At 66.5% G+C, this 26,350-nt stretch carries 31 protein-coding genes; 15 read left to right on the top strand and 16 right to left on the bottom strand.

Annotated elements, in window-relative coordinates:
- The first annotated feature begins 85 nt into the window (after nucleotides 1–85).
- Nucleotides 86–1,411 carry a DUF349 domain-containing protein gene (locus BST42_RS02525; protein ID WP_083116960.1) on the top strand — a complete coding sequence of 442 codons (1,326 nt, stop codon included), beginning with the start codon at nucleotides 86–88 and terminating at the stop codon, nucleotides 1,409–1,411.
- Here BST42_RS02525 and BST42_RS02520 read toward each other — a convergent pair.
- Both BST42_RS02520 and miaB read right to left on the bottom strand, forming a co-directional pair.
- The gene (locus BST42_RS02520; protein WP_110918433.1) at nucleotides 1,408–2,013 is read right to left on the bottom strand and encodes an Rv2732c family membrane protein; all 606 of its coding nucleotides are present in this window, start codon (nucleotides 2,011–2,013) and stop codon (nucleotides 1,408–1,410) included. The genes BST42_RS02525 and BST42_RS02520 overlap by 4 nt on opposite strands.
- Entirely contained in the window at nucleotides 2,001–3,527 is a 1,527-nt protein-coding gene (miaB, locus tag BST42_RS02515) for a tRNA (N6-isopentenyl adenosine(37)-C2)-methylthiotransferase MiaB (protein WP_207569426.1), read from the bottom strand. Before miaB ends, BST42_RS02520 begins: the two co-directional genes overlap by 13 nt.
- A gap of 117 nt (nucleotides 3,528–3,644) precedes the next feature.
- On the opposite strand from miaB, the gene BST42_RS02510 reads away from it, so the two are divergent.
- Genes BST42_RS02510 through BST42_RS02490 form a run of 5 tightly spaced genes read left to right on the top strand, consistent with a single transcriptional unit; the run spans nucleotide 3,645 to nucleotide 8,117 of the window.
- The gene (locus BST42_RS02510; RefSeq protein ID WP_083117251.1) at nucleotides 3,645–4,373 is read left to right on the top strand and encodes an amino acid ABC transporter ATP-binding protein; all 729 of its coding nucleotides are present in this window, start codon (nucleotides 3,645–3,647) and stop codon (nucleotides 4,371–4,373) included.
- A gap of 19 nt (nucleotides 4,374–4,392) precedes the next feature.
- On the top strand, nucleotides 4,393–5,214 hold the full coding sequence (locus BST42_RS02505) for a glutamate ABC transporter substrate-binding protein (protein ID WP_083116958.1): 822 nt from the start codon (nucleotides 4,393–4,395) through the stop codon (nucleotides 5,212–5,214).
- 12 nt (nucleotides 5,215–5,226) lie between these two features.
- A complete protein-coding gene (locus BST42_RS02500; protein WP_083116957.1) occupies nucleotides 5,227–5,907 on the top strand; it encodes an amino acid ABC transporter permease in 681 nt (226 codons plus the stop codon).
- Nucleotides 5,904–6,767 (top strand): amino acid ABC transporter permease, encoded by an 864-nt coding sequence (locus BST42_RS02495; RefSeq protein ID WP_083116956.1) that lies wholly within the window; start codon nucleotides 5,904–5,906, stop codon nucleotides 6,765–6,767. The genes BST42_RS02500 and BST42_RS02495 overlap by 4 nt, the downstream gene beginning before the upstream one ends.
- A 54-nt stretch (nucleotides 6,768–6,821) precedes the next feature.
- Complete coding sequence (locus BST42_RS02490) at nucleotides 6,822–8,117, top strand: DUF1254 domain-containing protein (RefSeq protein WP_083116955.1); 1,296 nt, start codon at nucleotides 6,822–6,824, stop codon at nucleotides 8,115–8,117.
- Here BST42_RS02490 and BST42_RS02485 read toward each other — a convergent pair.
- Both BST42_RS02485 and BST42_RS02480 read right to left on the bottom strand, forming a co-directional pair.
- Entirely contained in the window at nucleotides 8,054–8,917 is an 864-nt protein-coding gene (locus tag BST42_RS02485) for an SDR family oxidoreductase (RefSeq protein WP_110918432.1), read from the bottom strand. The genes BST42_RS02490 and BST42_RS02485 overlap by 64 nt on opposite strands.
- Before the next feature lie 13 nt (nucleotides 8,918–8,930).
- Nucleotides 8,931–9,671, bottom strand: coding sequence for an SDR family oxidoreductase (locus BST42_RS02480; RefSeq protein ID WP_083116953.1), 741 nt, complete (start codon nucleotides 9,669–9,671; stop codon nucleotides 8,931–8,933).
- 103 nt (nucleotides 9,672–9,774) lie between these two features.
- Here BST42_RS02480 and BST42_RS02475 point away from each other — a divergent pair, with 103 nt between their 5' ends.
- Nucleotides 9,775–10,665, top strand: coding sequence for a LysR family transcriptional regulator (locus tag BST42_RS02475; protein WP_083116952.1), 891 nt, complete (start codon nucleotides 9,775–9,777; stop codon nucleotides 10,663–10,665).
- Nucleotides 10,666–10,690: 25 nt separating this feature from the next.
- Here the strand turns inward: BST42_RS02475 and BST42_RS02470 are convergent, their stop codons facing one another.
- Nucleotides 10,691–11,518 carry a TIGR03560 family F420-dependent LLM class oxidoreductase gene (locus tag BST42_RS02470; protein ID WP_083116951.1) on the bottom strand — a complete coding sequence of 276 codons (828 nt, stop codon included), beginning with the start codon at nucleotides 11,516–11,518 and terminating at the stop codon, nucleotides 10,691–10,693.
- A gap of 100 nt (nucleotides 11,519–11,618) precedes the next feature.
- Here BST42_RS02470 and BST42_RS02465 point away from each other — a divergent pair, with 100 nt between their 5' ends.
- From BST42_RS02465 to BST42_RS02450, 4 genes are all read left to right on the top strand, one after another.
- Nucleotides 11,619–12,053 carry a DUF4189 domain-containing protein gene (locus BST42_RS02465; protein ID WP_083116950.1) on the top strand — a complete coding sequence of 145 codons (435 nt, stop codon included), beginning with the start codon at nucleotides 11,619–11,621 and terminating at the stop codon, nucleotides 12,051–12,053.
- Nucleotides 12,054–12,102: 49 nt separating this feature from the next.
- Nucleotides 12,103–12,336: a hypothetical protein gene (locus BST42_RS02460; protein ID WP_083116949.1), complete on the top strand. Its 234-nt coding sequence runs from the start codon at nucleotides 12,103–12,105 to the stop codon at nucleotides 12,334–12,336.
- Nucleotides 12,337–12,420: 84 nt separating this feature from the next.
- Nucleotides 12,421–13,707, top strand: a complete 1,287-nt coding sequence (locus BST42_RS02455) for a cytochrome P450 family protein (protein ID WP_237159172.1) — start codon at nucleotides 12,421–12,423, stop codon at nucleotides 13,705–13,707.
- Nucleotides 13,708–13,788: 81 nt separating this feature from the next.
- Complete coding sequence (locus tag BST42_RS02450) at nucleotides 13,789–14,349, top strand: DUF305 domain-containing protein (protein WP_133057401.1); 561 nt, start codon at nucleotides 13,789–13,791, stop codon at nucleotides 14,347–14,349.
- On the opposite strand, the gene recX is transcribed toward BST42_RS02450, so the two are convergent.
- The 5 genes from recX to BST42_RS02425 all read right to left on the bottom strand — a co-directional run bounded on the left by recX (nucleotide 14,350) and on the right by BST42_RS02425 (nucleotide 18,096).
- On the bottom strand, nucleotides 14,350–14,868 hold the full coding sequence (recX, locus tag BST42_RS02445; RefSeq protein WP_083116946.1) for a recombination regulator RecX: 519 nt from the start codon (nucleotides 14,866–14,868) through the stop codon (nucleotides 14,350–14,352). It lies immediately after the preceding gene.
- On the bottom strand, nucleotides 14,837–15,889 hold the full coding sequence (gene recA / locus BST42_RS02440) for a recombinase RecA (RefSeq protein ID WP_083116945.1): 1,053 nt from the start codon (nucleotides 15,887–15,889) through the stop codon (nucleotides 14,837–14,839). Before recA ends, recX begins: the two co-directional genes overlap by 32 nt.
- A gap of 142 nt (nucleotides 15,890–16,031) precedes the next feature.
- The gene (locus BST42_RS02435; protein WP_165760762.1) at nucleotides 16,032–16,721 is read right to left on the bottom strand and encodes an alpha/beta fold hydrolase; all 690 of its coding nucleotides are present in this window, start codon (nucleotides 16,719–16,721) and stop codon (nucleotides 16,032–16,034) included.
- Nucleotides 16,722–16,725: 4 nt separating this feature from the next.
- Nucleotides 16,726–16,920 carry a DUF3046 domain-containing protein gene (locus tag BST42_RS02430; protein ID WP_036338673.1) on the bottom strand — a complete coding sequence of 65 codons (195 nt, stop codon included), beginning with the start codon at nucleotides 16,918–16,920 and terminating at the stop codon, nucleotides 16,726–16,728.
- 9 nt (nucleotides 16,921–16,929) lie between these two features.
- Nucleotides 16,930–18,096 (bottom strand): glycosyltransferase, encoded by a 1,167-nt coding sequence (locus BST42_RS02425; protein WP_083116943.1) that lies wholly within the window; start codon nucleotides 18,094–18,096, stop codon nucleotides 16,930–16,932.
- Between the two features lie 42 nt (nucleotides 18,097–18,138).
- Between BST42_RS02425 and BST42_RS02420 the strand changes: the two genes are divergently transcribed.
- Nucleotides 18,139–18,582: a limonene-1,2-epoxide hydrolase family protein gene (locus BST42_RS02420; protein ID WP_083116942.1), complete on the top strand. Its 444-nt coding sequence runs from the start codon at nucleotides 18,139–18,141 to the stop codon at nucleotides 18,580–18,582.
- 11 nt (nucleotides 18,583–18,593) lie between these two features.
- Here the strand turns inward: BST42_RS02420 and pspM are convergent, their stop codons facing one another.
- The 5 genes from pspM to pgsA form a co-directional block, all read right to left on the bottom strand.
- Complete coding sequence (gene pspM / locus BST42_RS02415; RefSeq protein ID WP_083116941.1) at nucleotides 18,594–19,424, bottom strand: phage shock envelope stress response protein PspM; 831 nt, start codon at nucleotides 19,422–19,424, stop codon at nucleotides 18,594–18,596.
- 14 nt (nucleotides 19,425–19,438) lie between these two features.
- Nucleotides 19,439–20,251 carry a phage shock protein PspA gene (pspA, locus tag BST42_RS02410; protein WP_083116940.1) on the bottom strand — a complete coding sequence of 271 codons (813 nt, stop codon included), beginning with the start codon at nucleotides 20,249–20,251 and terminating at the stop codon, nucleotides 19,439–19,441.
- A gap of 117 nt (nucleotides 20,252–20,368) precedes the next feature.
- Nucleotides 20,369–20,704 carry a transcriptional regulator ClgR gene (gene clgR, locus BST42_RS02405; RefSeq protein ID WP_083116939.1) on the bottom strand — a complete coding sequence of 112 codons (336 nt, stop codon included), beginning with the start codon at nucleotides 20,702–20,704 and terminating at the stop codon, nucleotides 20,369–20,371.
- Between the two features lie 71 nt (nucleotides 20,705–20,775).
- Nucleotides 20,776–21,264, bottom strand: coding sequence for a CinA family protein (locus BST42_RS02400; protein ID WP_083116938.1), 489 nt, complete (start codon nucleotides 21,262–21,264; stop codon nucleotides 20,776–20,778).
- Nucleotides 21,242–21,847 (bottom strand): CDP-diacylglycerol--glycerol-3-phosphate 3-phosphatidyltransferase, encoded by a 606-nt coding sequence (gene pgsA / locus BST42_RS02395; RefSeq protein WP_083116937.1) that lies wholly within the window; start codon nucleotides 21,845–21,847, stop codon nucleotides 21,242–21,244. Before pgsA ends, BST42_RS02400 begins: the two co-directional genes overlap by 23 nt.
- A 55-nt stretch (nucleotides 21,848–21,902) precedes the next feature.
- On the opposite strand from pgsA, the gene BST42_RS02390 reads away from it, so the two are divergent.
- Entirely contained in the window at nucleotides 21,903–22,403 is a 501-nt protein-coding gene (locus BST42_RS02390; RefSeq protein ID WP_207569424.1) for an amino-acid N-acetyltransferase, read from the top strand.
- 75 nt (nucleotides 22,404–22,478) lie between these two features.
- On the opposite strand, the gene BST42_RS02385 is transcribed toward BST42_RS02390, so the two are convergent.
- Nucleotides 22,479–24,992, bottom strand: a complete 2,514-nt coding sequence (locus BST42_RS02385; protein WP_083116935.1) for an FtsK/SpoIIIE family DNA translocase — start codon at nucleotides 24,990–24,992, stop codon at nucleotides 22,479–22,481.
- Nucleotides 24,993–25,198: 206 nt separating this feature from the next.
- Between BST42_RS02385 and BST42_RS02380 the strand changes: the two genes are divergently transcribed.
- Nucleotides 25,199–25,513: a putative quinol monooxygenase gene (locus BST42_RS02380; RefSeq protein ID WP_083116934.1), complete on the top strand. Its 315-nt coding sequence runs from the start codon at nucleotides 25,199–25,201 to the stop codon at nucleotides 25,511–25,513.
- Between the two features lie 5 nt (nucleotides 25,514–25,518).
- Complete coding sequence (locus BST42_RS02375; protein ID WP_083116933.1) at nucleotides 25,519–26,334, top strand: mycofactocin-coupled SDR family oxidoreductase; 816 nt, start codon at nucleotides 25,519–25,521, stop codon at nucleotides 26,332–26,334.
- Nucleotides 26,335–26,350 lie beyond the last annotated feature (16 nt).

Genomic DNA, 26,350 nt, shown 5'->3' with positions numbered 1-26,350 from the left:
CCAGGGTCGCCGCCGTGTAGCAGTGGCGCCGCGTCGCGCGGCAGATGCGCGGGAACACCGCGCGGAGGGTAGGTGAGGCGAGTCCATGACGATTGACCAACCCAGCGCCGACGGAGCCCCGAAGCCGGCTCCCCGACCGGGACCGCCGCGACCCGTACCCAAACCTCACGCGCCCACTGCCCCGGTGGTGTTGCCGCCGTCCAGTGACCCGCACCGCTTCGGCCGCGTCGATGACGACGGCACGGTCTGGCTGATCACCTCGGACGGCGAACGCAACATCGGCTCGTGGCAGGCCGGCGACACCGAGGCGGCCTTCGCCCACTTCGGCAGGCGCTTCGAAGATCTCGCCACCGAGATCACGCTGATGGAGACCCGACTGGCCTCCGGCACCGGCGATGCCCGCAAGATCAAAGCGGCGGCGGCCTCTCTGGCTGAAACCCTATCCACGGCAAGCGTTCTCGGTGACCTTGACGCACTGGCCGCGCGGCTGGCCGCGATCCGCGACCACGCCGAGGAAACCGCCGCGGCCGATCGGGCCCGTCGCGAACAACACCGGGCCGAGCAGACCGCGCGCAAGGAGGCGCTGGCCGCCGAAGCCGAGGAACTGGCGACGAGCTCCACCCAGTGGAAAGCCGCCGGCGACCGGCTGCGCGCGATCCTCGACGAGTGGCGCACCATCACCGGCCTGGACCGCAAGACCGACGATGCGCTGTGGAAGCGCTACTCGGCGGCTCGCGAAACGTTCAACCGGCGCCGGGGCTCGCACTTCGCCGACCTGGACCGCGAACGCGCCGGCGCCAAGCAGGCCAAGGAACAGTTGTGCGTGCGCGCCGAGGAGCTGTCCGGCTCCACCGACTGGTCGGCGACGGCGGCGGCGTTCCGCGATCTGCTCGCCGAGTGGAAGGCGGCCGGCCGAGCCGCCAAGGACGTCGACGACACCCTGTGGCATCGGTTCAAGGCGGCCCAGGACACCTTCTTCGCCGCGCGCAACGCGGTAAATGCCGAGCGCGACACCGAATTCCAGGCCAACGCCGCCGCCAAGGAGGCCTTGCTGGCCGAGGCGGAGAAGATCGACGCATCCAACCCGGACGCGGCCCGCTCGGCGTTGCGGACCATCACCGACAAGTGGGATGCGATCGGCAAGGTGCCGCGGGAACGGTCGGCCGATCTGGAACGCCGGCTGCGTGCGGTCGAGAAGAAGGTGCGCGACGCCGCCGACTCGGGGCGGACCGATCCGGAGGCGCAGGCTCGCGCCGAGCAGTTCCGCGCCCGCGTCGAGCAGTTCGAGCGGCAGGCCGAGAAGGCCGAAGCCGCGGGCCGTACCAAAGATGCCGAAGCAGCCAGGGCCAGTGCGGAGCAGTGGCGGCAGTGGGCCGACGCGGCAGTCGAGTCGCTCAGTAAGAAGCGTTAACCCGCGGCGGGTGGCTGCTTGCGCTCACGATGGTCGACGTCGTCGAGCAGGCTGCGCGACTGGCCTTCCCTCGCGGCGGCGCGGCGCTGCTCCTCAGCCGCCAACTGCACGGCGGTTCGGGTCCAGACCACGCGTGCCCAGTGGAAGGTCAGCAGGATGACTGCCACCCAGCCCAGCAGCAACCCGATGCCGGGGCCGGGATGGCCGTGCACGGCGGTCTGACGGGACCAGACGGCCAGCAGCCCGAGCGCGCAGGACAGCGCCGACCCGGCGAGGGCGACCCAGGCCAGAACCCAGCGCCGGGTGGTCAACGCCAGCATAGAGAAGCCGACACCGAACACCAGCGCGAACCAGGTGAACAGCCGAGACGGTAGGGCGATGCCCACACTGAGTGCCTTGTCGTCGCCCATCAGGACGTCGACGCCGCGGGCGGCGCCGGTGTGCGGCAGGATCAGCGACACCAGCAGGACGAACACCAGGATCGCCACCACCATGGCGCGGGCGCCCGGCTGGATCTCACCGGCGACCTTGCGTTCGGCCTTCTCCATGTCAGAGCGGTAGGCCTCGCTCGGGTCTTCGTCGTGGCGACTCATCGCTGGCATCCCGTCGTTTCCTCGATCTGCGGTCTGCCCACCGGCGGCAGCCCCAAACCGACGGTACGGGGCCGTTGCCCGGCGGCGTGGGCGTCACCCGCGCGGGTGCGACGGTGACTGTCCAGCGGCGCATCGGCGATCAGGTGGTGCGGAGCGGCACCGGTGACCGTGGTGGTCACGATGTCGCCGGGGCGCGGGGCGGCATCGCCCGGCGTGAAATGCACCAGCCGGCCGTCACGGGCGCGGCCGCTCATCCGGGCGGTGCTGGCGTCTTTGCGGCCCTCGCCGGTGGCCACCAGCAATTCGACCTCACGACCGATCTGGGCGGTGTTCTCCTCGAAGGAGATCTGCTCCTGCAGCTCGATGAGCCGGTTATAGCGTTCCTGCACAACGGCTTTGGGCAGTTGACCGTCGAGTTCGGCTGCCGGGGTGCCGGGCCGCTTCGAGTACTGGAAGGTGAACGCGGTGCTGAACCGGGCCTGGCGCACCACGTCCAGGGTGGCGGCGAAGTCGTCCTCGGTCTCGCCGGGGAAGCCGACGATGATGTCGGTGGTGATCGCCGCGTGCGGCATCGCCGCGCGCACCCGGTCGATGATGCCGAGATATTTCTCGGCACGGTAAGAGCGCCGCATCGCGCGCAGCATGCGGTCCGATCCGGACTGCAGCGGCATGTGAAGCGCGGGGCAGACATTCGGGGTCTGGGCCATCGCCTCGATGACGTCGTCGGTGAACTCCGCCGGGTGCGGCGAGGTGAACCTGACCCGCTCCAAACCGTCGATGCGCCCGCATTCGCGCAGCAGCTTGGCGAACGCACCACGATCGCGCGGCGTGCCGGCGTCGGCGAACGACACGCCGTAGGCGTTGACGTTCTGCCCAAGCAGGGTGATCTCCAGCACGCCCTGATCGACCAGCGATTGCACCTCGGCGAGGATCTCATCAGGCCGGCGGTCCACTTCCTTGCCCCGCAGCGCGGGCACGATGCAGAACGTGCAGGTGTTGTTGCAGCCAACCGAGATGGAAACCCATGCGGCGTAGGCAGATTCGCGTGCAGCGGGTAGTGTGGATGGGAATTCCCGCAGCGATTCGGCGATTTCGACCTGAGCCTCGCGGTTGTGCCTGGCCCGTTCGAGCAGCGTGGGCAGTGAGCCGATGTTGTGGGTGCCGAAGACGACGTCGACCCACGGCGCTTTCTGCAGCAGGCCTTCGCGGTCCTTCTGGGCAAGGCAGCCGCCGACGGCGATCTGCATGTCGGGGTCGGCCTGCTTGCGCGGCGCCAGGTGGCTGATGTTGCCGTACAGCTTGTTGTCAGCGTTTTCCCGGACCGCACAGGTGTTGAACACCACCACGTCGGCGTCGGCGCCCTCGGGTGCGCGGTGATACCCGGCGGCCTCGAGCAGCCCGGCGAGCCGTTCGGAATCGTGGACGTTCATCTGGCAACCGTAGGTGCGGACCTGGTAGCTGCGACCTTCGCCCGAACCGGGCAGTTCGCCCGCCGGATTGTCGTTGGTCAGCACCGATGTCACGTGCTCATCGTACGGAGGACTACGAGGCGGTGAGAAATCGCGGATCGGTCAACGCTCGGCAAACTGAAGGTTACCTGGGTAGGGTCTGAATGCATGGGGCGCGACGGCGAGAAGCCGATGATCTCGATTCAAGGCGTCAACAAGCATTTCGGCGACCTGCATGTCCTCAAGGACATCAACCTCGAGGTCGACCGCGGCCAGGTGGTGGTGGTGCTCGGGCCGTCAGGATCGGGCAAGTCGACCTTGTGCCGCACCATCAACCGCCTGGAGACCATCGACTCCGGCACGATCGCCATCGACGGCGAGCAATTGCCTTCGGAGGGGCGCAAACTGGCGCAATTGCGCGCCGATGTGGGCATGGTCTTCCAGTCGTTCAACCTCTTCGCCCACAAGACCATCCTGGAGAACGTCGCACTGGCGCCGGTGAAGGTGCGCAAAGCCGCCAAGGATAAGTCCCGCGAGAACGCGATGGCGTTGCTGGAACGGGTGGGTGTGGCCAACCAGGCCGACAAATACCCAGCCCAGCTATCCGGCGGCCAGCAGCAGCGGGTGGCGATCGCGCGTTCGCTGGCGATGAACCCGAAGGTGATGTTGTTCGACGAACCGACCAGCGCGCTGGACCCGGAGATGATCAACGAGGTGCTCGCGGTGATGAGTTCGCTGGCCACCGACGGCATGACGATGGTGGTGGTCACCCACGAGATGGGCTTCGCCCGTCGCGCCGCCAACCGGGTGGTGTTCATGGCCGACGGGGCGATCGTGGAGGACGCCCCGCCAGGAGAGTTCTTCGACAATCCGCGCTCGGAGCGCGCCAAAGATTTCCTCGGCAAGATCCTCAACCACTAGGGCGAAAGGAACACCTGCTATGCCTACACTCCCCCGTCTTTCCTGGCGGCTCGTCGGCGCTGCGGCGCTGGCGGTCGCGTTGCCATTCGCCGCGACCGCATGCGGTGGCGGGGGCAGTGGCGACAAGCTGGTGATCGGCACGAAGTTCGACCAGCCCGGTCTGGGGCTGAAGAATCCGGACGGCACGATGAGCGGCTTCGACGTCGACGTCGCCAAGTACGTCGCCAAGGAACTTGGCTATCCCGAGGACAAGATCGAGTGGAAGGAATCTCCGTCGAGTCAGCGGGAGAACCTGATCCAGAACGGTCAGGTCAAGTACATCGTCGCGACCTACTCGATCACCGATTCGCGCAAGGAGAAGGTCGACTTCGCCGGGCCGTATCTGGTGACCGGACAGTCCCTGCTGGTGCGCGCCGACAACAGCGACATCACCGGCGCGGAGTCGCTACAGAACAACAAGAAGCTCTGCTCGGTCAGCGGATCGACCCCCGCGCAGCGGATCAAGGACAAGTACCCGGGTGTGCAGCTGCAGCAGTACGACACCTACTCGGCGTGCGTGGAGGCGCTGAAGAACGGCGCGATCGACGCGGTGACCACCGACGAGGTGATCTTGGCCGGTTATGCCGCGCAGTCGCCCGGCGCCTTCAAGATCGTCGGCCAGCCGTTCTCCGAGGAGCGCTATGGCATCGGGCTGAAGAAGGGTGACAAGGAGCTGTGCACCAAAATCACTGATGCGGTGAAGAAGATGGAAGCCGATGGCTCCTGGAAGGCCGCGTTCGACAAGAACCTCGGCCCGGCAGGCATCACCGCTCCGGCGCCGCCGGCACTCGACGGCTGCTGAGGTCGCGCGGGCGTGGACATCTTCGGCGAGTATCGCGGCCAGATCTTCGAGGCGTTCTGGACGACGATTCAGCTCACGGTGTTCTCCGCGATCGGGGCGCTGATATTGGGCACGGTGCTGGCCGCGATGCGGCTGGCACCGGTGCCGATGCTCAACTGGTTGGGGACCACGTATGTCAACGTGGTGCGCAATACCCCGCTGACGTTGATCATCCTGTTCTGTTCGTTCGGGCTCGCGCAGACGCTGGGCATCACCCTGGTCGATGCGAACTCGGCAACGTCGATCGAGGACAGCAACTTTCGGCTTGCAGTGCTCGGGTTGACGGTCTACACCGCGTCGTTCGTGTGCGAGACGGTGCGCTCGGGGGTGAACACCGTTCCGCTGGGCCAGGCCGAAGCCGCGCGCTCACTGGGTTTCACGTTCGGACAGAACCTGCGAATGATTCTGTTGCCGCAGGCATTTCGCTCGGTGATCATTCCGCTCGGCTCGGTGCTGATCGCGTTGACCAAGAACACCACGATCGCCTCGGCGATCGGGGTGGCGGAGGCGGCGCTGCTGATGAAGGGGATGATCGAGAACACCGCCGCGCTCGTGGCCGTGGGCACGATCTTCGCCCTGGGATTCGTGATCCTGACGCTGCCGCTGGGTCTGTTGTTCGGGTGGCTGGGTAAGCGGCTGGCGGTGGCGAGGTGAGCACGGCTTCGGTTCTCTTCGACGCACCGGGTCCGCGGGCACGGGTCCGCAACCGGATCGTCACCGCGGTAACGATTGTCATTGCGGCGCTGATCGTTTGGGCGGTGGTGGCCAAGCTTGCGAGCAAGGGCCAGCTGACAGCGGCCAAATGGCAGCCGTTCCTGACCGGCAATCTCTGGAAGACGTATGTGCTGCCGGGTATCGAAGGCACACTGACGGCGGCGGCGCTGTCGATCGTGCTGGCCCTGATCCTCGGCTTTCTGCTGGGCATGGGCCGGCTGTCGCACGTCGGCTGGATCCGGTGGCCGTCGGCGGTGATCGTGGAGTTCTTCCGCGCCGTCCCGGTGCTGATCATGATGATCTTCGCGTACTTCCTGTTCGCCCTTTATGACGTCTTCCCGCCCGCGCGTCTGGCGCTGGCCGGCGTGGTGACGGGTCTGACGCTCTACAACGGTGCGGTGATCGCCGAAATTGTCCGTGCCGGCGTCAACTCACTACCCCGAGGGCAGAGTGAGGCAGCGGCCGCACTGGGATTGCGGTGGGGTCAGACGATGCGGTCGATCCTATTGCCGCAGGCCGTCACCTCGATGCTGCCGGTGTTGGTGTCGCAGCTGGTGGTGGTCTTGAAGGACACCGCGATCGGCTATCAGATCACGTTCGTCGAAATGGTCCGCCAGGGCACGGTCGTCGGGTCGAGCTACGGCAACTACATTCCGGCGTTGATCGTGATCGCGGTGCTGATGATCAGCGCGAACTTTGCGTTGTCGGTGGCGGCGACGCGTCTGGAGCGGCGGTTGCGGCGTTCCAAGCGCGCGGGCGTCCCCGTGCAGACGCAAGCAGCGCTGGAACCGGGTGACTAGTCACGTCGATCGGGTAGGGTCGGCGCACGATTTGACGCCGACGATAGGACGCACATGAGCACCTTGTCCGCTGACCTGCGCACGCTCAGTAATGAGGCGTTCATCTACTTCTATCCGTTGGTGACGATGGATGTTTCGCGGCTGCAGACACTCAACCGTTCGGGAATCGGCGCCGGGCCGCCCAACGAGTTTCACCACATCCGTCAGTACCCGGACGCCGCCTTTCGCGCGGTGGTGCGACCGAACTTCGACACTCTGTATTCGTCGGCGTGGCTCGACCTCACCGGCGGTCCGGTGATCTTGGACGTGCCCGACACCGATGACCGGTACTTCATGCTGCCGCTGCTGGACATGTGGACCGATGTCTTCGCCAATCCCGGGAAGCGAACGTCCGGAACCGGGCCGCAGCGCTACGTGATCGCCGGCCCGGGACATACCGGCCCGCTACCGGAGAGTGTGCCGGTCATCCAGGCGCCGACGCCCTATGTGTGGATCATCGGCCGCACCCAGACGAATGGTCCGGCCGACTACCCGGCTGTGCACGCCGTTCAGGACGGCTACACCCTGACCTCGCCGGCCGCCCCGACGTTCGTCCGCGACGAGACATACGACGTCACCACCGAGCCGATGCGCATCGTCAACGGCATGGCGGCTCTGGACTATCTGAGCTACGCCGCGGATTTGTTGGCCGTCAATCCCCCGCACCCCACCGACTTTTCGATCCTAGCCCGATTGTCGGGCCTGGGCATCGAGGCCGGTAAGCCGTTCGATGCGCAGCGGTTCTCCACAGAGCAGCGGGCCGAAATCGAGGCAGGAGCACAGGATGCGCTTGCCGCCATCACGTCATCCGCCCCGACGCTGGGCAACATCGTCGACGGCTGGATGACGCTGAGCGAAGGCATGGGCGTCTACGGCAACGCGTATCTGCGGCGTGCCGTCGTCACGCTGGTGGGGCTGGGAGCCAACCCTCCCGAGGATGCGGTATATCCCATGCTGGTGACCGACGCCGACGGTCAGCCGTTGGCCGGCGAGAACGATTACGTCATCCACTTCGATGCCGGCAAATTGCCGCCGGTGGACGCCTTCTGGTCGGTGACGATGTACGACGCCGAGGGCTATCAGGTCGCCAACGAGATCGATCGCTTTGCCATCGGCGATCGAGATGCGTTGCAGTACAACGCAGACGGCTCGTTGGATATCTACATTCAGCACAGCAACCCCGGACCCGACAAGGTGGCCAACTGGTTGCCCGCCCCGCAGGGGACGTTGGGCGTGACGATGCGGCTCTACGCCCCGCGCCGCGAGGCGATCTCGGGTGCGTGGCATCCGCCCGCGGTTCGCAAGGTGTGACGTTCTAGCTGAGCTCCGCAGCAGCCGAGTTGGGATAGGTCAGGCCCAATCGCACAGCGTGACCACAGATCGGACGCGCCGCCGTCGACCAGGAGTTCGGTGCCGGTGGTGTAGGTGGCGTCGAATCCCAGGAAGAGAATCGCTTTCGCCACTTCCTCGGCTTCCCCGAATCTGCCCATCGGGTTGTCGGCCTTGATTTGCTCGAGAAATTCGCGGGCGGCCTCGGCCGACATGGTGCGTTCGAGGATGCCGGTGTCGATCGGTCCGGGGGAAACGGCATTCACCCGGATGCCCCGGTCAAGAAGTTCCCGGGCGAAGGTCCGCGTCATGGATCGCAGTGCCGCTTTGGTGGCCGAATAGACGCTGGTCGCCGCAATTCCCTTCGTGTTGCTGACCGATGTCGTGAGCACTACGGCACTGCCAACCGGTAGCAGCGGAAGGAACTTCTGCAAGGTGAAAAACGGTGCCTTGGTGTTGATTTCGAACAGTCTGTCGTACATCGACTCCTCGGTGTCCGCGATAGTCGCGGTGTCCGTTGCGCCGGCATTGAGCACCAGTAGGTCGACGCCACCGAGTTCGGCCGCCACTCGGTCCACCAGCGAGTCGATACCCGAGACGGCATCGCTTTCGACGACCATGCCACCGGCACCCAGTAGCGCTCGCGCCGACTCCAGTGAGGACGGCGTGCGACCGGTCACCACTACGCGTGCGCCGCTGTCGGTCAGGATCTTGGCGGTGGCCAGTCCGATTCCGCTCGTGCCTCCGGTGATGACTACCCTTTTCCCCTCGTACACAGTCACTTTCAGATCTCCTCTATAGTTGCGATTCGCCGCCGTCGACCACGAGTTCAATTCCAGCGACGTACGTCGCGTCGAAGGCCAGAAATGCCACGGCAGGTGCGAACTCATCGGGGTGACCCCATCGCTGCATCGGGCTGCTGGCCTCGAATTCAGCCTTGAGCTGCGCAGCCTTCTCGGGCACTTCCTTCTCCAACTTGCCGGTGTCGATCGAACCGGGACTGATCGCGTTGACGCGAATTCCTCTCGGCAGCAACTCCTTACTGAGCGTGCGGGCCATCGACCGTAGCGCCGCCTTGCTAGCCGAGTACACGCTGAGAGCATCCCAACCCGTCTGGTTCGCGATCGAGGTCGTCAGCACCACACCGCTGCCCTGGGTCAGCAGCGGTGCCAGTTTCTGCACCGTGAAGAAGGGCCCTTTGGTGTTGATCGCGAAGACCTCGTCAAAAGTCTGCTCGGTGACGGCGAAGAAAGGATCGAAGCTGCCGATGCCCGCGTTGACGATCAATGCATCGACGGTGCCGAAGTCGCTGCGGACGCGGTCGGCGAGGGTGTCGATCGCCGCGAGTGAACGCGCGTCACTCTGAACCGCGATGCCGCGATCGCCCAGTTGCCGGGCGGCATCGTCGAGGGTGTCCTCATTCCGTCCAGTGACCATGACCCGTGCACCATGCTGGATCAGATAGCGGGCGGCCGCCAGGCCCAAGCCGCTGCTTCCGCCGGTGATCACCACGCGCTTGCCCTCGTATCTGTTCATGCTGTCGAGTCTTCGACCGCCGGTAAGCATCTGTCCAAGACCTGGTCGGTACCCCGCCATGCCGAAACGGAATAGCCCCGAATACACCCAGGTTGGACGTTGGGTGAATGATCTTGGAGTCGATCTTGAGTTGCGGCTGGTTCGGTATTTCACCGTGGTCGCCAAACATCTGAACTTCAGCCGCGCTGCCGCCGAACTTCATGTGGCGCAACCATCCCTGAGCCGGCAGATCCAGCGGCTGGAGCACCGCCTCGGTGTTCGTCTGCTCGAACGCACTCCGCAGGGGGCCCAGCTGACCGAAGCCGGCAAGGCGTTTCTTCCCGAGGCGCAGACGATGCTGCGCGCGGCCCGCCAGGCGGCGCTCACCGCCCGCGCCTATGCACCTGCCGGCAAGATCGTCATCGGCTATGTAGAAGACCTCGTGGTCACGCCGGCCGTTCGGGAATTGCGTCGCCAACACCCGCAGGCCGAGATCACCACCCGCCACCTGGAATGTCACGAAGAAGGCGTCTTCATCGACAGACAGGTTGACGTGTTGGTCGCCAGAGCACCGCTGTTCATCCCGGCCGACGACGTCCGCGTCACCACGCTCTACGACGAGCCGCGCATGCTCGTATTGCCCGCCGATCACCCTCTCGCAGCCCGGGTATCAGTCTCGTTGGAAGACTTCGCCAATGGCGAGTCGATCATCTGCTCGCACGGCGGAACGCGCGCGATGTTCCCCGCGGACACCTCTCGGTCGAGCGATCCGGGCCCGATGTCGGCCGGACCCGTCATCGAAAGCTTCGAGGACAGGCTTGAACTTGTCGCGAGTGGTCAGGCCGTCGCGGTCCTACCCGTTGGCGACCGCCGCAGTTCGGTGCGCCGGGATCTCACGTCAGTACCACTGAATGGCTTTCCGCCCAGCCGCGTCGTCGTCGCCAGCCGCATCGGCGAGACCAATCCGTTGGTCGCTGATTTCATCTCAGCGGCAAGGGCGTTACTCGTCGGATAACTACCCGCAGAACCCGGGCGAGTGACTACTCCCCCAGTTCCGCGCACTGCTCGAGCAGCTCATCCGACGGCGGCTGGTAGAAGCTCAACACCGCATGCTCACAGCCCAGATCGGCGTACTCCGTCAGCTGATCCAGTTGCGCGGCAACCTGTTCGGGATCACGCGGGTGCAGGAAGAGCTGGACCGAACGCCGGACGTCGCCCGGCTCGCGGCCGACCTCGGCGCAGGCTTCGGTGAGCCGGGCGTTGACCTCGCCCCACTGTTGCGGGCCCTCATGGCTGGGCATGTTCCACTCGTCGGCGTGCCGGGCGATCACCCGTAGCATCTTGGGCTGGGAGCCGCCCACCACGATCGGTGGGTACGGCCGTTGCAGCGGCTTGGGTTCGCAGATTGCCTCGTTCAGCGTGTAGAAGCGGCCCTCGAAGGTGACGGTCTCTTCCGTCCAGAGTCGGCGGATCACGGTGAGCGCCTCATCGAGCATCGCCACTCGTGTTCCCGCGCTGGGGAATTCGATGCCGAAGCCGCGATGCTCGGATTCGTGCCAGCCCGCCCCGATGCCGAAGTTCAGTCGTCCGCCGCTGATGTGGTCGACGGTGACGGCCATCTTGGCCAGGATTGCCGGATTGCGGTACGTCACGCCGGTGACCATGCACCCGATCCGCGCCTGGCGGACCACCACGGCCATGGCCGCCAGTGTCGTCCACCCTTCATGCGTGGGCTTTCGATCCTCGGTCAGTCCGTAGAAGTGGTCGTAATTCCAGACCGCCTCGAAGCCCAGCGCGTCGGCCGTGCGCCAGAACTGTTCGAGCTCGGGATAGTCGAAGGTGGGAGCCAGCTTGGCCGAGATCTGCATGTGTGAAGCCTAGTCTCGCGTTCGATGCCCCAACGACGGCGTCAATTGCGGTTACAGTGACGGATCACCTTCGCCGATCAGCGTGAAAGGCAGGACCCGAATGGCGCTCACCCGCAGGGTTTCCACGATCGTCGCCGTCGGGGTTGTCGCGGCGACGCTTTCAGTAGCGTCGGCGTGGGCCGGCGGCCCGGACGGTGCGGTTGACGGCGCCGACAACATGTCACAAGCTGTCGGCTCGGGCGTACTCAACGGAGTACTCGCCGGCTTCTCCGCTACCGGGCCCACCAACGATGCCGCCTCGGCGGCCGTGATCGCTGCGTGCCAGCAGGCCGGCGCTCAGGAGTGCAGCCGCGACGAGGTCACCAATGACGATCTCTGCGTGGTCTCGGTGGGTGCCGACGACGGCAGCGGAATCGTGTCCGGTGGAGCGGGGCCCACGGTTGAGGCGGCACGTGCTGATGCGTTCAAGCACTCTCAGGACGCCGACGCTCCGCTCGACCCGAGCGCTCGAGTCCTCGTGTCAGCCTGCCCGTGATCGGCACACCCCGGATGCCCACCAGACACTGCGCGAAAGGAATGGCGTTGTGAACGTGCGAGGAAAGATCTCCCTCCTGACGACCGCCGTGGTTGCGGCATCACTCATTTCAGCTCCGGTGGCCGGCGCCCGTCAGACGTGCCACGACGCGGGCAGCCACGTCATGTGCGAGACCAGTGGCAGCGTGTCCATCAAGGCCGTGCCGCAGACCCGCGCCCCCAACGTCAGTGAGATCACGCCAACGGGACGGGACCGTCGTCGCGGAATCGTCTGGAGCTGGTAGCCCGAACACCCGCCGCAGTTCGTTGGCAACAGCTTTGCGTGAAGAACGTTGGTCGTCTGATCGGAAAGGTATCGTCACCCGATAGTGCCGAGCCCGCTGGATGTCCTCCCCGTCGCCGACGGCATCGGGCTGCCATGGGATATCGCAATTGACGATGCGGTGGCTGCGATCGCCCATGCCCGCGAACGTCATGGCGACACGTTCGTGGTGAACAGTGGCGGCAACCCGTACCTGTTCACCTTTTCGCCGATCGGCATCGAATCGTTCTACGCACTCGCCGAAGAAGCCGCGAGCAAAGGTGTCGCGGATTTCCTCATGCTGCGGCGCAAGCTGCCCGATGAGGTGTTCGCCGGTAGACGATTGCTGCCGAGCTCGCTGTTCCGGCGCGACGACGTCACGTCCTATCTCGCGAACCTCGACCGTGCTCTCGATGCGACGGAGATCGAGCTCGGCGAGAGCGGCACTGTCGACCTGTTCGCGCTCACCCGGCGGCTCGGCCACCGCATGGGTTTGGCCTCGTGGGCCGGGCCGGGTTGCGCCGACGGGGAGGCGTTCGAACGGTTGGTACGCGCGTTCGATGTGCTGGACGGTTCGGATGCGTTCGTTCACCCCGACGCGATGGCAGCCGTGGCCGCCTCAGGTATGCGGGCCGAACGAGCCGCTTTGGAAGAAGTCGCCGAGGTGATTGAAGAGTCACTGCGGCAACATGATTCGACGCTCGAGACAGACGATCAGTTGTTCAGCCGAATCGTCAGTGCGTGGGCTACGGAATCGCCGGACGTCCGCAGTCGCGGTATCGCGATGGACGTAGCGCTCATCCACATCGCCTCGATGTCGAACCTGATGGCAGCTCTCGGCTGGGCACTCGTTGATCTGATCGTCCATCCCGATCAACTCCGCATCGTCGCGGGCGGTGATCGCGAGCTGGCTACCCGCTGTGCCCTCGAAAGCACCCGGCTGGCACAGCGCTCGATCATGTCCCGAGCGGTACTCGAACCACTCGTATTCGACACCGGCGCAGGTCAAGTCGACGTACCGAAGGGCTGGATCATCGCGACGCTGCTGCCGCTGCTGAACACCTCGGTGGCTGCCGGCTTGGAGGAATGGGATCCCAGTCGGTGGCGCCGGCACCGACTCGTCGACGCACATGCGTTGGCCTCCCCGATGCTGGTGACGGCGTTCGGGCACGGCAGGCATTCCTGTCCGGCACAGCCGTTTTCGTTGGCCGCGATGACGATGGCGGTGACCCGCCTCCTGGCTCGCTACGACATGACACCCGCGTGGAACGGCTACCCTCGCCCGGTGCCCGCCCAGATCGGCGGTGTGGCGCGCGCAGCCGATCCCTGCCCGGTCGGCTACACCACGCGCTGAGCCACGCAGGGTCTGACCAGGCAACGTCAAGGTTGCGTCGTGCTGTCACGTGGGTATCCGCAGAATCGGAAGGAGAACGACATGCGCAGGCAATTCGTCAAGACCAGTGCAGGCGTCCTACTGGCATTCGGCGTCCTCGCCGGATGTTCCCTGCAGCAGGCAGCGACCCCGCAAGCGGGTCCCACCCAGCCAGCGGGATACGAAGAGCACAACGACGCCGACGTCGCCTTCGCCCAGCAGATGATCCCGCTGGAGCAGCGGGCAGTCGCGATGAGCGAGGCGCTGCTGGCCAAACCCGGCGTCGACCGCGACGTCTCGGATATAGCCCGTGCGATACACGAGAACGATCGTCCGGAGGTGGTTCAGCTGCAGCAATGGCTCAAGGACTGGGGCGCTGCGGCCCCGGGCGCCGCCGAGCAGGCGTCCGGAACACATGCGGCCGCGATCCAGGACGCCGAACCAGTCCAAGCGGCCAGGCTGTACCTCGAGCAGATGATCGCCAACCACGAGCGAACCCTCGCCCTCAGCAAGACCGAGGTCGACAAGGGCACCTATCGCGCGACTGTCGCGGTCGCCGGCGGCGGCGAAGCCACCCTGGAGCGGCAGATCACCACCATGAAGACACTGCTGGGATCGCCGTGATCAGACCCGGCGGCGCTCCCGCTCTCCCGCCAGCTCGTCCCTGACCACCGCCACAGCCATGCTCTGGTTGTAGCCGCGGCGGGCCAGCATGCCGACCAGCCTGCGCATCACCTTGGCGTCGTCGCCGTCGTCGAGCTTCTCCCGGCGCAGCTTCTGCTGCACCAGTTCTTCGGCCCGTTGCCGTTCCGCACCGGCGTCGATGTCGTCGAGCGCCGCAGCGATCACCTCGTCATCGACACCTTTGGTTCGCAATTCGGCGGCCAAGGCGCGCTTGCCTTTTCCCGCGCGCGCACGTCGCGAACGCACCCACTGCTCGGCGAACTCGGCGTCGTCGATCAGACCGACAGCGGCCAGCCGGTCGAGTTCGTTCGAGGTGACCTCATCCGGGTAACCCCGCTTGGTCATCTGCTCGGCGAGCTCGGATCGGGTTCGCGGACGCACGGTGAGCAGGCGCAGGCACAACGCATGCGCCTGCTCTTCGCGGGTCTCAGAAGTCGACTGGGGCGGGAAGGACGTCATCGGCGAGTTCATCGGTGATCACCGCACCGATCCCGAGCTTCTCTTTGATCTTCTTCTCGATCTCGTTGGCCACATCGGGGTTTTCCATCATGAAGTTGCGGGCGTTCTCCTTGCCCTGACCGAGCTGCTCACCTTCGTAGGTGAACCACGATCCGGACTTGCGGATGAAGCCCTGCTCCACGCCCATGTCGATGAGCGAGCCCTCGCGGCTGATGCCCTTGCCGTAGAGGATGTCGAATTCGGCCTGCTTGAACGGCGGCGACACCTTGTTCTTGACAACCTTGACGCGGGTGCGGTTACCCACCGCGTCGGTGCCGTCCTTGAGTGTCTCGATCCGTCGCACATCCAGGCGGACCGAGGCGTAGAACTTCAAAGCCTTACCGCCCGTGGTGGTTTCGGGTGAGCCGAACATCACGCCGATCTTCTCGCGCAGCTGGTTGATGAAGATCGCGGTGGTGCCCGAGTTGTTCAACGCGCCGGTCATCTTGCGCAGCGCCTGGCTCATCAGGCGGGCCTGCAGGCCGACGTGGCTGTCGCCCATCTCGCCCTCGATCTCGGCGCGGGGCACCAAGGCTGCCACCGAGTCGATGACCAGGATGTCGAGCGCCCCGGAACGCACCAGCATGTCGGCGATCTCGAGCGCCTGCTCACCGGTGTCGGGCTGGCTGACCAGCAGCGCATCGGTGTCCACCCCGAGCTTCTTGGCGTACTCCGGATCCAGCGCGTGCTCGGCGTCGATGAAGGCCGCGATGCCACCGGCGGCCTGCGCATTGGCCACCGCATGCAGCGCGACGGTGGTTTTACCCGACGATTCCGGGCCGTAGATCTCGACGACGCGACCGCGCGGCAGACCGCCGATGCCGAGGGCGACGTCGAGGGCGATCGAGCCGGTCGGGATGACCGAGATCGGCTGGCGCACTTCCTCGCCGAGGCGCATCACCGAGCCCTTGCCGAAGTTCTTGTCGATTTGCGCGAGCGCGAGCTCGAGGGCCTTCTCGCGATCAGGTGCCTGCGGAGCCATGGTGATACCTCTTCCGGTAGTCGTTGTTGACCGGTTCTCGGTCGGTTGGCCGTGACGCTAGGACAAGGCTCCGACAAAAACGGTCGAACGTTGACCACCATAACGAACATGTGTTCGATGGCAAGGAGGCGCGCCGCGCGTGTCAGACGAGCCGATGCAGTGCGTCGGCCAGAGCCGCCGGGCGGGAGTAGAACGGCGAATGACCCCCCGGCAGCTCCACCAACTCCGCCCTGAGCCGCTCCGTCGCCACCCGTCGCGACCAGCCTGGATCGACCATCCGGTCCTCCGCGCACACGATGTAGGTGGCTGGAATCGACGGGAGCCGATCGAACGTGCAGCGCTGCGACATCGGCTCGCGCGCCTGAACTCGCAGCCGTGGGATCGCCGCCGTGACGATCTCTTCATCACAATCCGGATAGAAGATCGATCGCGCCAGGTCGAAGTCGACCCATCGGGTGCCGCCATCGACTTTGGCGAGTCCGGCCGAATGGTCCGGATTGAGTATGTGTTGCTCCCGATTCAGCTCAGCGATGGTCCGGCCGGGCTCCGCGACCAGGCCGCACAAATACACCTGGTGACGAAGCGGGCAGCGGTCGGCGATCCACGGCAACGCATAGCTGCCCAGCGAGTGGCCGACAGCGACGACGTCGTGGTCGCTCTCATCTACGGCTGCGGCGAATGTGGCGGCATGGTCGGTGAACGTCGCCGTCGGATCATCGAACCGTACGTCCACCGCGACCGCCCGGTGCCCGCGCCGCTCCAATTCGGGAATCAACCGCTCCCAGCACCACGGCCCGTGCCAGGCGCCATGGATCAACGCGAAGGTACTCACGCGCTCACCACTGATCGCGCGGCACGTCGAAGTCGGCGCACAGCGCCCGCCACACGTCGCGGGGCTCCACACCGTCCTCGATGGCCTGCGCGGCGGTCCGTCCGCCCAACTGGGTGAGCACGTGATCCACCAGCAGCGAGCCCCCACGAACCCGGCCGAATTGCCCCTCGACGAGTTCGGTGAATTCCGTCAGCCGCACGCCACCAACTTACCCAGCCACCGATTCATGGCACACCCGTACCGGATCGGTGACTCCCGCGATGCTCTCACCGGCCCGCCGAGCCGCCTCCCGATAGCGCGGCGAGGACAGCACTTCGCCCACCTCGGTCACCAGCGTCTCGGCGGTGAGCGGCCGGATCAGGCGCGCACTACCTTGTCGCACAACACGATTCGCCAACTCCCACTGGTCACCCCCGCCCGGGATCACCACCATCGGCACACCCGCCAGCAGCGTCTTGGACAGCATTCCGTGCCCGCCACCGCAGATCACCAGATCGGCGTGGGTCAGCAGCTCGTCCTGGCGGCCCAGCCCCACCCTCGCCCACGGCGGCACTTCCAGCTCCTGGCCGCCGAGCCGGGAGATCACCACCCGCGACCCGTCAGGGAGGGTTCGGCCGGGCACCAGGTGTTCCAGCACCAGCTCGGTCACGCCCTGGGCTCCGATCGCGGCGGTCGACGGCGCCACCACGATCACCGGGCCGTCCCCCGGCGGAACGGGCAACACCGCGTCGGTCGGCTCGAAGTGCAACGGCCCGACGACGACGGCCTCGGCCGGCCAGTCCGGGCGCGGCACCTCCAGGGCAGGCAGGGTCGCGATCAGCCGGCGCGCCGGACCCGGTTCGCGGGCGGGCAGGCCGATCTCCATCCGTGCCGCCGAACGCTGTCGCTCCCCTTCCTTCCACGACCGCGCGGTCAGGGCGCGCAGAATCGCATCTCGCACCTTGCCGCGGATCCCGGTGCCTGGCGCCAACCCGCTACCCAACGGGGGCAGTCCCCGCGACGGCCGGTACAGCGGCTGAGGGTTCAGCTCGGCCCATGGGGTGCCGATCAGCTCGGCAGCCATCCCGCCACAGACCGTGATGACGTCGGAGACGATCAGGTCGGGCGCCAATTCGTGCAAGACCGGGACGTTGAGCACAGCCATCCGCGCGGCGCGCTGGTGGATCTTGGCGCCGGCGTCGGTGTCGTCGTCGGCATCGGTGACCTCGAGGCCCAGGAGTTCGGTGGCCTCGATGCCGGCGGCACGCACCGTGTCCAGCCATTCGGTGCCGGTCAGAAGGATGGGGTGATCCCCCGCTGCCGCCAGCCGCAGGCACAGCGCGATCGCGGGAAACGCATGGCCGGGATCGGGTCCTGCCACCACCGCGACGCGCACGGGCCTACCCTGCCACAGCGCATCCGGCCTAGGCTCGAGAGCATGACCGAGCAGATCACCAACGTGAGCTCCGATATCGACAATGCCCATACGGTCGAGGTCTTCCTGACCGCATTGCAGGACCAGGACCTGGCCACCGCCGATCTCCAGTTGGACGACAACCTCGTCTACCAGAATGTCGGCTTCCCCACCGTCCGCGGCCGCAAGCGGACGATGAAGCTGTTCAAAGGCCTGCAACGCCCCAGCTTCGGCTTCGAGGTCAAGATCCACCGCATCGCGGTCAACGGCCCGGTGGTGCTCACCGAGCGCACCGATGTGCTACGGGTGGGTCCGGTGCGGCTGCAGTTCTGGGTGTGTGGCGTCTTCGAGGTGAAGGACGGCCGAATCACCTTGTGGCGGGACTACTTCGACATGTTCGACATGACCAAGGCCACCGTGCGCGGCCTCATCGGCGCGGTCGTGCCGGGGCTTCGTCCCACACTCTAGGGCATCACGCTCTAAGCGCGGCGGAGCTGGCCCAGCTCGTCGAAGGCCTGCGCCCAGCCCATCAGCCGGTCGGTCGCGCCTGCGAGCTCGTTGCGGTAGCGCTGCTGCGACATCGGCGAGCTCGACATCGCTCCGGTATTGGCCGCAGAAACCAGTTGCGCTGCGGCGGTGACCATTTCGTTGTATTGCCGCACCCCGGTGTTGAGCTGCGCGGTGAACGCGTTGATAGTCGGTGCCAGATAAGACTGCGAATGCGGCGTCTCGATCGCGGCGCGCTCCATCGACACCACCTCATCGGCCGTGGCCGCCATGGTCGCCGCAGTGCGATCCGCTGCTGCGACGAGTTCGCGAATCTCTTCCGGCGGCAACATGTTCCCGCGCTGCATGACGCCCAGTAGCGAGTGAAAGCCTCGCTCAGACGCGCCCAGCGCCGACATCGACGGCCGGGCCACCGATCCGTGCGGCGGCAGCCGGCGGCCGCTGACCTGACGGGTCGGGGGTAACGGCTCGCCCCGCAGCCAGCGGTAGCGCAGCAAGAACAGGGTTGCGGGCACGGCCGCACCCGCGGCGATCACGCCCGTGATGATCAGTCCCCATACCGGCGTGCTCCAGGTGGCGAGCAGTCCGGTGACAGCCACCCAGAACACCGTCGCGAAGGAGAAGAACAGCCCCAGCCGCAATGCCCAGCGCCGCTTACGCAGCAGCCGGGCCCGCGGATCGGAGACGGCACTGAGCTTCTGCGCCGCCACGTCGGCGTACTCGCTGACGGTGTCGATACCGCGCTGCATGGCCGAACGCCATTGACGCGATACGAATCCCGGTTTGTCCGGAGTCACCGCCATCGAATACTCGCCTCCTACTGGCCTAGTGGCTTCTCGGGCTCGGGCGTGACCGCCGGCGCGGCGGGGGTGGCCGGAGCGGCCGCAGTTCCACCGGCAGGCAGAGCGTCCCCACGCATCGACGCGCGGATCTGCTCGAGCCGGGAATGGCCGGCCATCTGAACACTGGCCTGCTGCACCTCGAGCATGCGGCCCTGCACCGAGTTCTGCGCCAGCTCGGCCTCGCCCATCGCGGTCGCATAGCGGCGTTCGATCTTGTCGCGCACCTCGTCCAGGCTGGGGGTATTGCCGGGGGCGGCCAGCTCGCTCATCGACCGCAGCGAGGCGCTGACCTGCTCCTGCATCTTGGCCTGCTCGAGCTGGGACAGCAGCTTGGTCCGCTCGGCGATCTTCTGCTGCAGCATCATCGCGTTCTGCTCGACGGCCTTCTTGGCCTGGGCAGCCGCCTGCAGCGCCTGGTCGTGCAGGCTCTTGAGGTCTTCCACGCTCTGCTCGGCGGTGACCAGCTGCGCCGCGAACGCCTCGGCGGCGTTGTTGTATTCGGTGGCCTTGGCAGCATCCCCGGACGCCACTGCCTGATCGGCCAGCGTCAGCGCCTGGCGGACGTTGACCTGAAGCTTCTCGATGTCGGCGAGCTGACGGTTGAGGCGCATCTCGAGCTGGCGCTGATTGCCGATGACCTGGGCGGCCTGCTGGGTCAAGCCCTGGTGCTGGCGCTGGGCATCCTCGATGGCCTGCTGGATCTGCACCTTGGGGTCGGCATATTCGTCGATCTTCGAGTTGAAGAGCGCTGTGAAGTACTTCCACGCCTTGACGAACGGATTGGCCATCAGTTGCTCCGTCTTTGTATCGGGTGCCGCAGTTCGGTGGTCGTGCCCAATTTATCGGTTAACCACGTCCGGCCACACCCTTGTCGGCATGTGACCCGGTCGCGGCCGGTTCGAGGCTCAGGCCACCGCCATCGTGACGGGGTGCGGGATGACCACCTTGGTGGCGACGTCGATCGTGCCGTCCTGGGCGGGCACGGCGGTCAGCCGGGCGATTCGCTCGCGGTCGGCCATCTTGGCGCCGGCGTCGGTCAGCACCCGCGACAGCGGGACGTCCAATGCGGTGCAGATCGCGCTGAGCAACTCACTGGAGGCTTCCTTGCGGCCGCGCTCGACTTCGGAGAGGTATCCCAGGCTGACTCGGGCCGAATCGGACACCTCACGAAGGGTGCGTCCCTGCGACGTGCGAGCGTTACGCAGCACGTCGCCGATCACCTCACGCAGCAGTATCGCCATCAGGTGTCCTCCTCCAAGAGTTGCAACGAACGGTTCAACGCCGCGGACACCCCATTTGGTTCCCAGAAACCTCAGGATCGCTCGACAAGCTCGTGCAGCCGCCCGATCGCCTGGTGTACAGCCGCCAGCCGGATGTCCCAGCGTGAGCCGGCCAGCCGCAGCTCGGCGACCTCCGTCGGGCCAGGGCCGGCCAGCCCCAGGAACACGGTGCCTACCGGGTGCCCGCCGTGCGGTTCCGGGCCGGCCACACCGGTGAGGCCGACACCCCAGGTCGCCTGACAGCGGTCGCGAGCGCCCTCGGCCAGCGCGGCGGCCGTGGGAGCAGCGACGGGCCCGACGTCGTCGAGCAGTTGCCTCGGCACGCCGGCCAGCGCGATCTTGGTCTCGACGGTGTACGTGACCAGGCCGCCGCTGAGCACCGCGCTGGCCCCGGGCACCCCGGCCAGCGTCGCCGCAAGCAGACCGGCGGTCAGCGATTCCGCGGTCGCCACGGTCTCACCGCGCGCGGTCAATAAGGCGACCAGCGAGCGGGCCCCGTCATCGGCCAGCGGTTCGCTCACGGGAGTCCTTGATCGCCGAGACCACGTAGTCGGCGCCGGTGAGCACGGTCAACACGATCGCCGCCCACATGATCACCCAGGCCACGGTGTGCCAGGCCGGCGGCCAGTTGTGCAGCGGCAGCACGAACAATCCGATCGCGACGGCCTGCACCAGGGTCTTGAGCTTGCCCCCGCGGCTGGCAGGGATCACCCCGCGCCGCAGCACCGCGAACCGCAGCACCGTGATGCCGAGCTCGCGAATCAGGATGACCACGGTCACCCACCACGGCAGGTCGCCGAGCATCGACAGCCCGATCAGGGCGGCTCCGATCAACATCTTGTCGGCGATCGGGTCGGCCAGCTTGCCGAATTCGGTGACCATCCCATAGGTGCGCGCCAGCGAACCGTCGAGCCGGTCGGTGATGACCGCCACCGCGAAGATGGTGAAAGCCGTTAGGCGGCTGGCTGTTTCGTGGCCGTCACCGGCGAACAAGAACAGCAGGAAGATCGGGACCAGAACCAGACGGATACCGGTCAGAAAGTTGGCTAAGTTGGCGACCCGCACGCGCGGGACCGCCGGAGGCGTTTGCGGTTGTCCCGACACGGCAAACAGAATATCGGTTGGCAGCCGGGTGTCTCACGCCCGATACTCTGCACCCGTGAGCTCCGATGTCGTCGTCCGCCGCGCCCGCACCTCGGATGTCGCGGATATCAAGCGTCTGGTCGACATCTACGCGGGCCGCATCCTGCTGGAGAAGAACCTGGTCACCCTCTACGAGGCGGTCCAGGAATTCTGGGTGGCCGAGGTCGACGGCGAGGTCGTCGGATGCGGGGCATTGCACGTGCTGTGGGCTGACCTCGGTGAGGTCCGCACGGTCGCCGTCGACCCGAAGGTCAAGGGCCGGGGTATCGGCCACACGATCGTCGACCAGCTGCTCAAGGTCGCCCGCGAGCTTCAACTGCAGCGGCTGTTCGTGCTGACCTTCGAGACGGAGTTCTTCGGCCGGCACGGCTTCACCGAGATCGAGGGCACTCCAGTTACCTCCGAGGTGTACGACGAGATGTGCCGGTCCTACGACATCGGTGTCGCCGAGTTCCTCGACCTGTCGTACGTCAAGCCGAACATCCTCGGCAACACCAGGATGCTGCTCAAGCTCTGACGGGCGCCCCTTCGTCGAAATTCACGTTTTGCAGCGTTAGCGCGAGTAAACCCCTGCAAAACGTGAATCTCGGCGCTAAAAGTCCTCGTCCTCGTCGTCGTCCTCGGCGCTGCCGCCGCGGATCAGCATCAGCGTCCCGGCGAGTTCATCGGGTTTGACCAGCACCTCGCGGGCCTTGGATCCCTCTGAGGGCCCGACGATGTTGCGGGTCTCCATCAGGTCCATGAGCCGGCCGGCTTTGGCGAACCCGACCCGCAACTTGCGCTGCAGCATCGACGTCGAGCCGAATTGCGATGACACCACGAGTTCGACGGCCTGCAGGAAGACATCCATGTCGTCGCCGATATCGGGGTCGACGTCGGTGCGCTCGCCGCTCGGCTTGGCGGCGGTCACGCCTTCGGTGTACTCGGGCTCGGCCTGGTCCTTGCAGGCCTGCACGACGGCGTGGATCTCCTCGTCGCTGACGTAGGCACCCTGCAACCGCTCCGGCTTGGATGCGCCCATCGGCAGGAACAGGCCGTCGCCCATACCGATCAACTTCTCCGCGCCCGGCTGGTCGAGGATGACCCGGCTGTCGGTCAGCGACGACGTCGCGAAGGACAGCCGCGACGGCACGTTGGTCTTGATCAGACCCGTGACAACGTCGACTGATGGCCGCTGGGTGGCCAGCACCAGGTGGATGCCGGCCGCGCGGGCCTTCTGGGTGATCCGCACGATCGCCTCTTCGACGTCACGCGGCGCGGTCATCATCAGGTCGGCGAGCTCGTCGACCACGGCCAGGATCAAGGGGTACGGCTTGTACACGCGCTGGCTGCCCAGCGGCGCCGTGATCTCCCCGGAGCGCACCTTGGCGTTGAAGTCCTTGATGTGGCGCACGCGCGAGGCCTGCATGTCCTGGTAGCGCTGCTCCATCTCCTCGACCAGCCACGCCAACGCTGCGGCCGCCTTCTTGGGCTGCGTGATGATCGGCGTGATCAGGTGCGGAATGCCTTCATACGGCGTGAGTTCCACCATCTTCGGGTCGATGAGGATCATCCGCACTTCCTCAGGGGTGGCACGCGCCAGCAGCGACACCAGCATCGAGTTGACGAAGCTGGACTTGCCCGAACCGGTGGAGCCCGCCACCAGAAGGTGCGGCATATCGGCCAGGTTCGCCGACACGAAATGGCCCTCGATGTCCTTGCCCAGTCCGATCACCAGTGGGCGGTGGTCGCCGCGGGTGGACGGCGCGGTGAGAACGTCTGCCAGACGGACCATTTCACGGTCGGTGTTGGGTACTTCGATGCCGACCGCGGACTTGCCGGGGATAGGCGCGAGGATTCGGACGCTCTCGGTGGCCACCGCGTAAGCGATATTGCGTTGCAGCGCAGTGATTTTCTCGACCTTGACACCGGGGCCGAGTTCGACCTCGTAGCGGGTCACCGTCGGGCCTCTGGTGCAGCCGGTCACCGCGGCGTCGACCTTGAACTGCTGCAGGACCGACGAGATCCGTTCCACCATCTGGTCGTTGGCCGCGCTGCGCCGCTTCGGCGGGTCGCCAGCGACCAACAGGTCCAGCGACGGCAGCGTGTACGGTCCCTCGACCACGCGGTCCAGGACCTTGGTGTCCTGCGTGGCGGTGTCCGCCACGGGCTCCGGCTTCGGAGTTGCCTTCTTGCGCCGCGCCTTCGCCGGCTCGGGCACCGTCGGCGCATCCTCGTCGAGCGGATAGTTGTCCAACGGCGTGCCGACCGGCCCTTCGGCGCCCGGCCAGGCCGGCGCCTCGTCGGTGTAGGACCGCGGATCGTCGTAGTAGCCGTCGGAGAAGTCTTCCGGCTCGGCGGGGGCGACGTCCTGCGGCTCGTCATCGTCGTAGTACTCGTCGTCATCGTCGTAGTGGTCGCGCGTGCTGAACATCGCGTAGAGCGTGTCCGGCACTTCGCGGATCGTCGTGCCGGTGAGCAGCAGCAGTCCGAACAGCGCGGCGATGATCAGCAGCGGCGTCGCGATCCACGGGGTGAGCCCGTCGGACAGCGGTCCGCCGATGGCGAAGCCGATGAAACCCGCTGCGCGCTGTCGCGCGGCGGGGTCCTGTGGTGCGCCCGACCACAGATGCCACAGGCCCAGTACGGGCAGGGCAACCATGGCGCACCCCAGGATCAGGCGGGGTCGCGCGTCGGGATTGGGTTCGGTGCGCATGAGAAGGACGGCGATGGCGCAGATGATGATGGGCAGCAGCACGACGGCTCCGCCGACCAGCGTCCGCAGCACGGAGTCGATCCAGGCGCCGACCGGCCGGGCGGCGTCGAACCACGAACTGGCCGCGATCACGACCGCGACTGCCAGCAGCCCCAGCGCGATGCCGTCACGGCGATGCCCCGGCTCGATGTCGCGGGCTCGACCGACCGATCGGGCGGTCGAGCCCGCCCCCTTGGCCAACATCAGCCAGGTCGCCCGCGCCGCGCGTCCCCCGGTCGCGGCCGCAGTGGCCACCGGCGAGGAGGTGCGCTTCTTGGCAGGCTTGCGCCGCGGGGCCGGCTTGGCCGACCGCGTCGCACCCTTTGACCTGGTCGTTCGCGCGCTTGAGCGAGCGGCCGTCTTGTTCGCCATGCGGGCAAGCCTAGTCGCATCTGCCCCATCTGCACCATCCGCAACACCCGTTCCACGGCGCGTCGTTGCCAGACTGCGACCAACGCCGGCTGAGGCCGATTTCGGGCGCCCCGCGCCGCTGACCGGGACCCCTTCTCGTGGCATTACAAAGCACGGCTAACGTAAGCGCCGTCACACCTATCCCGAAGCGCTGAGGAGCCCTGCTCATGCCCGTCGTCGTCGTTGCCAGCTTCACCGTCAAGCCCGAATCCGTCGACGCCGTGCGCGAGGCCTGCAAGAAGGCCGTCGCAGAGGTCCACAACGAGCCCGGCTGCGACCTCTACGCCGTCCACGAGGGCGACAAGACGTTCGTGTTCGTCGAGCAGTGGGCCGACGAGGACGCACTCAAGACCCACAGCACCGCGCCCGGCGTGACCGCGCTGTTCGGCGCGATCGGTGAGCACCTCGACGGCGCCCCCGACATCAAGATGCTCACCCCCATCCCGGCCGGTGACCCGGCCAAGGGCCAGGTTCGTCCCTGATCGTCATGGGTGAACTCGACGGCAAGGTCGCGCTGATCACCGGCGCGGCCCGCGGCCAGGGCCGCGCGCATGCGGTGAAGCTGGCATCGGCGGGCGCCAGCATCATCGCGGTGGACCTGTGCGACCAGATCGCCAGCGTCCCCTATCCGATGGCCACGCCGGAGGACATGGCGGCCACCGTCAAGCTCGTCGAGGACACCGGCGCGCGGATCGTCGCCCGCGAGGCCGATGTCCGTGACCGGACGGCGCTCAAGAACGCGATGTACCAGGGCATCGAGGAACTGGGCCGGCTCGATATCGTGATCGCGAACGCCGGGATCGCCCCGATGACCGACGACAGCGCCTGGCAGGACGTCATCGACGTCAACCTCACCGGGGTCTATCACACCGTCGACGTGGCGATGAAGCCGCTGATCAAGCAGGGCGACGGCGGCGCGATCGTGCTGACCAGCTCAGTGGCCGGCCTGGTCGGCATCGGCGCCCCGATCGCCGGATCGCTGGGCTACACCGTCGCCAAGCACGGCGTCGTCGGCCTGATGCGGGCGTACGCGAACTTCCTTGCCGCGTTCAATATTCGGGTCAACTCGGTGCATCCGGCCGGGGTGAACACGCCGATGATCGACAACGAGTTCACCCGTTCCTGGCTCGAAGGCATCGCCCAGCAGAACTTTGGCGGCCCGGACATGACCAACGCGCTTCCGGTGCAGACGCTCGAGCCCGAGGACATCGCCAACGCGGTGTACTACCTGGTGTCGGACGCCGGCCGCTATGTCACCGGCGTCGCATTGCCCGTCGACGCCGGGTTCACGAACAAGCGTTAGCACTTACGATCGGGTG

The sequence above is a fragment of the Mycolicibacterium rhodesiae genome (assembly GCF_002086695.1).
GTDB classification, from domain to species: Bacteria; Actinomycetota; Actinomycetes; order Mycobacteriales; family Mycobacteriaceae; genus Mycobacterium; species Mycobacterium rhodesiae.
This window is presented reverse-complemented; position numbering and strand designations above follow the sequence as displayed.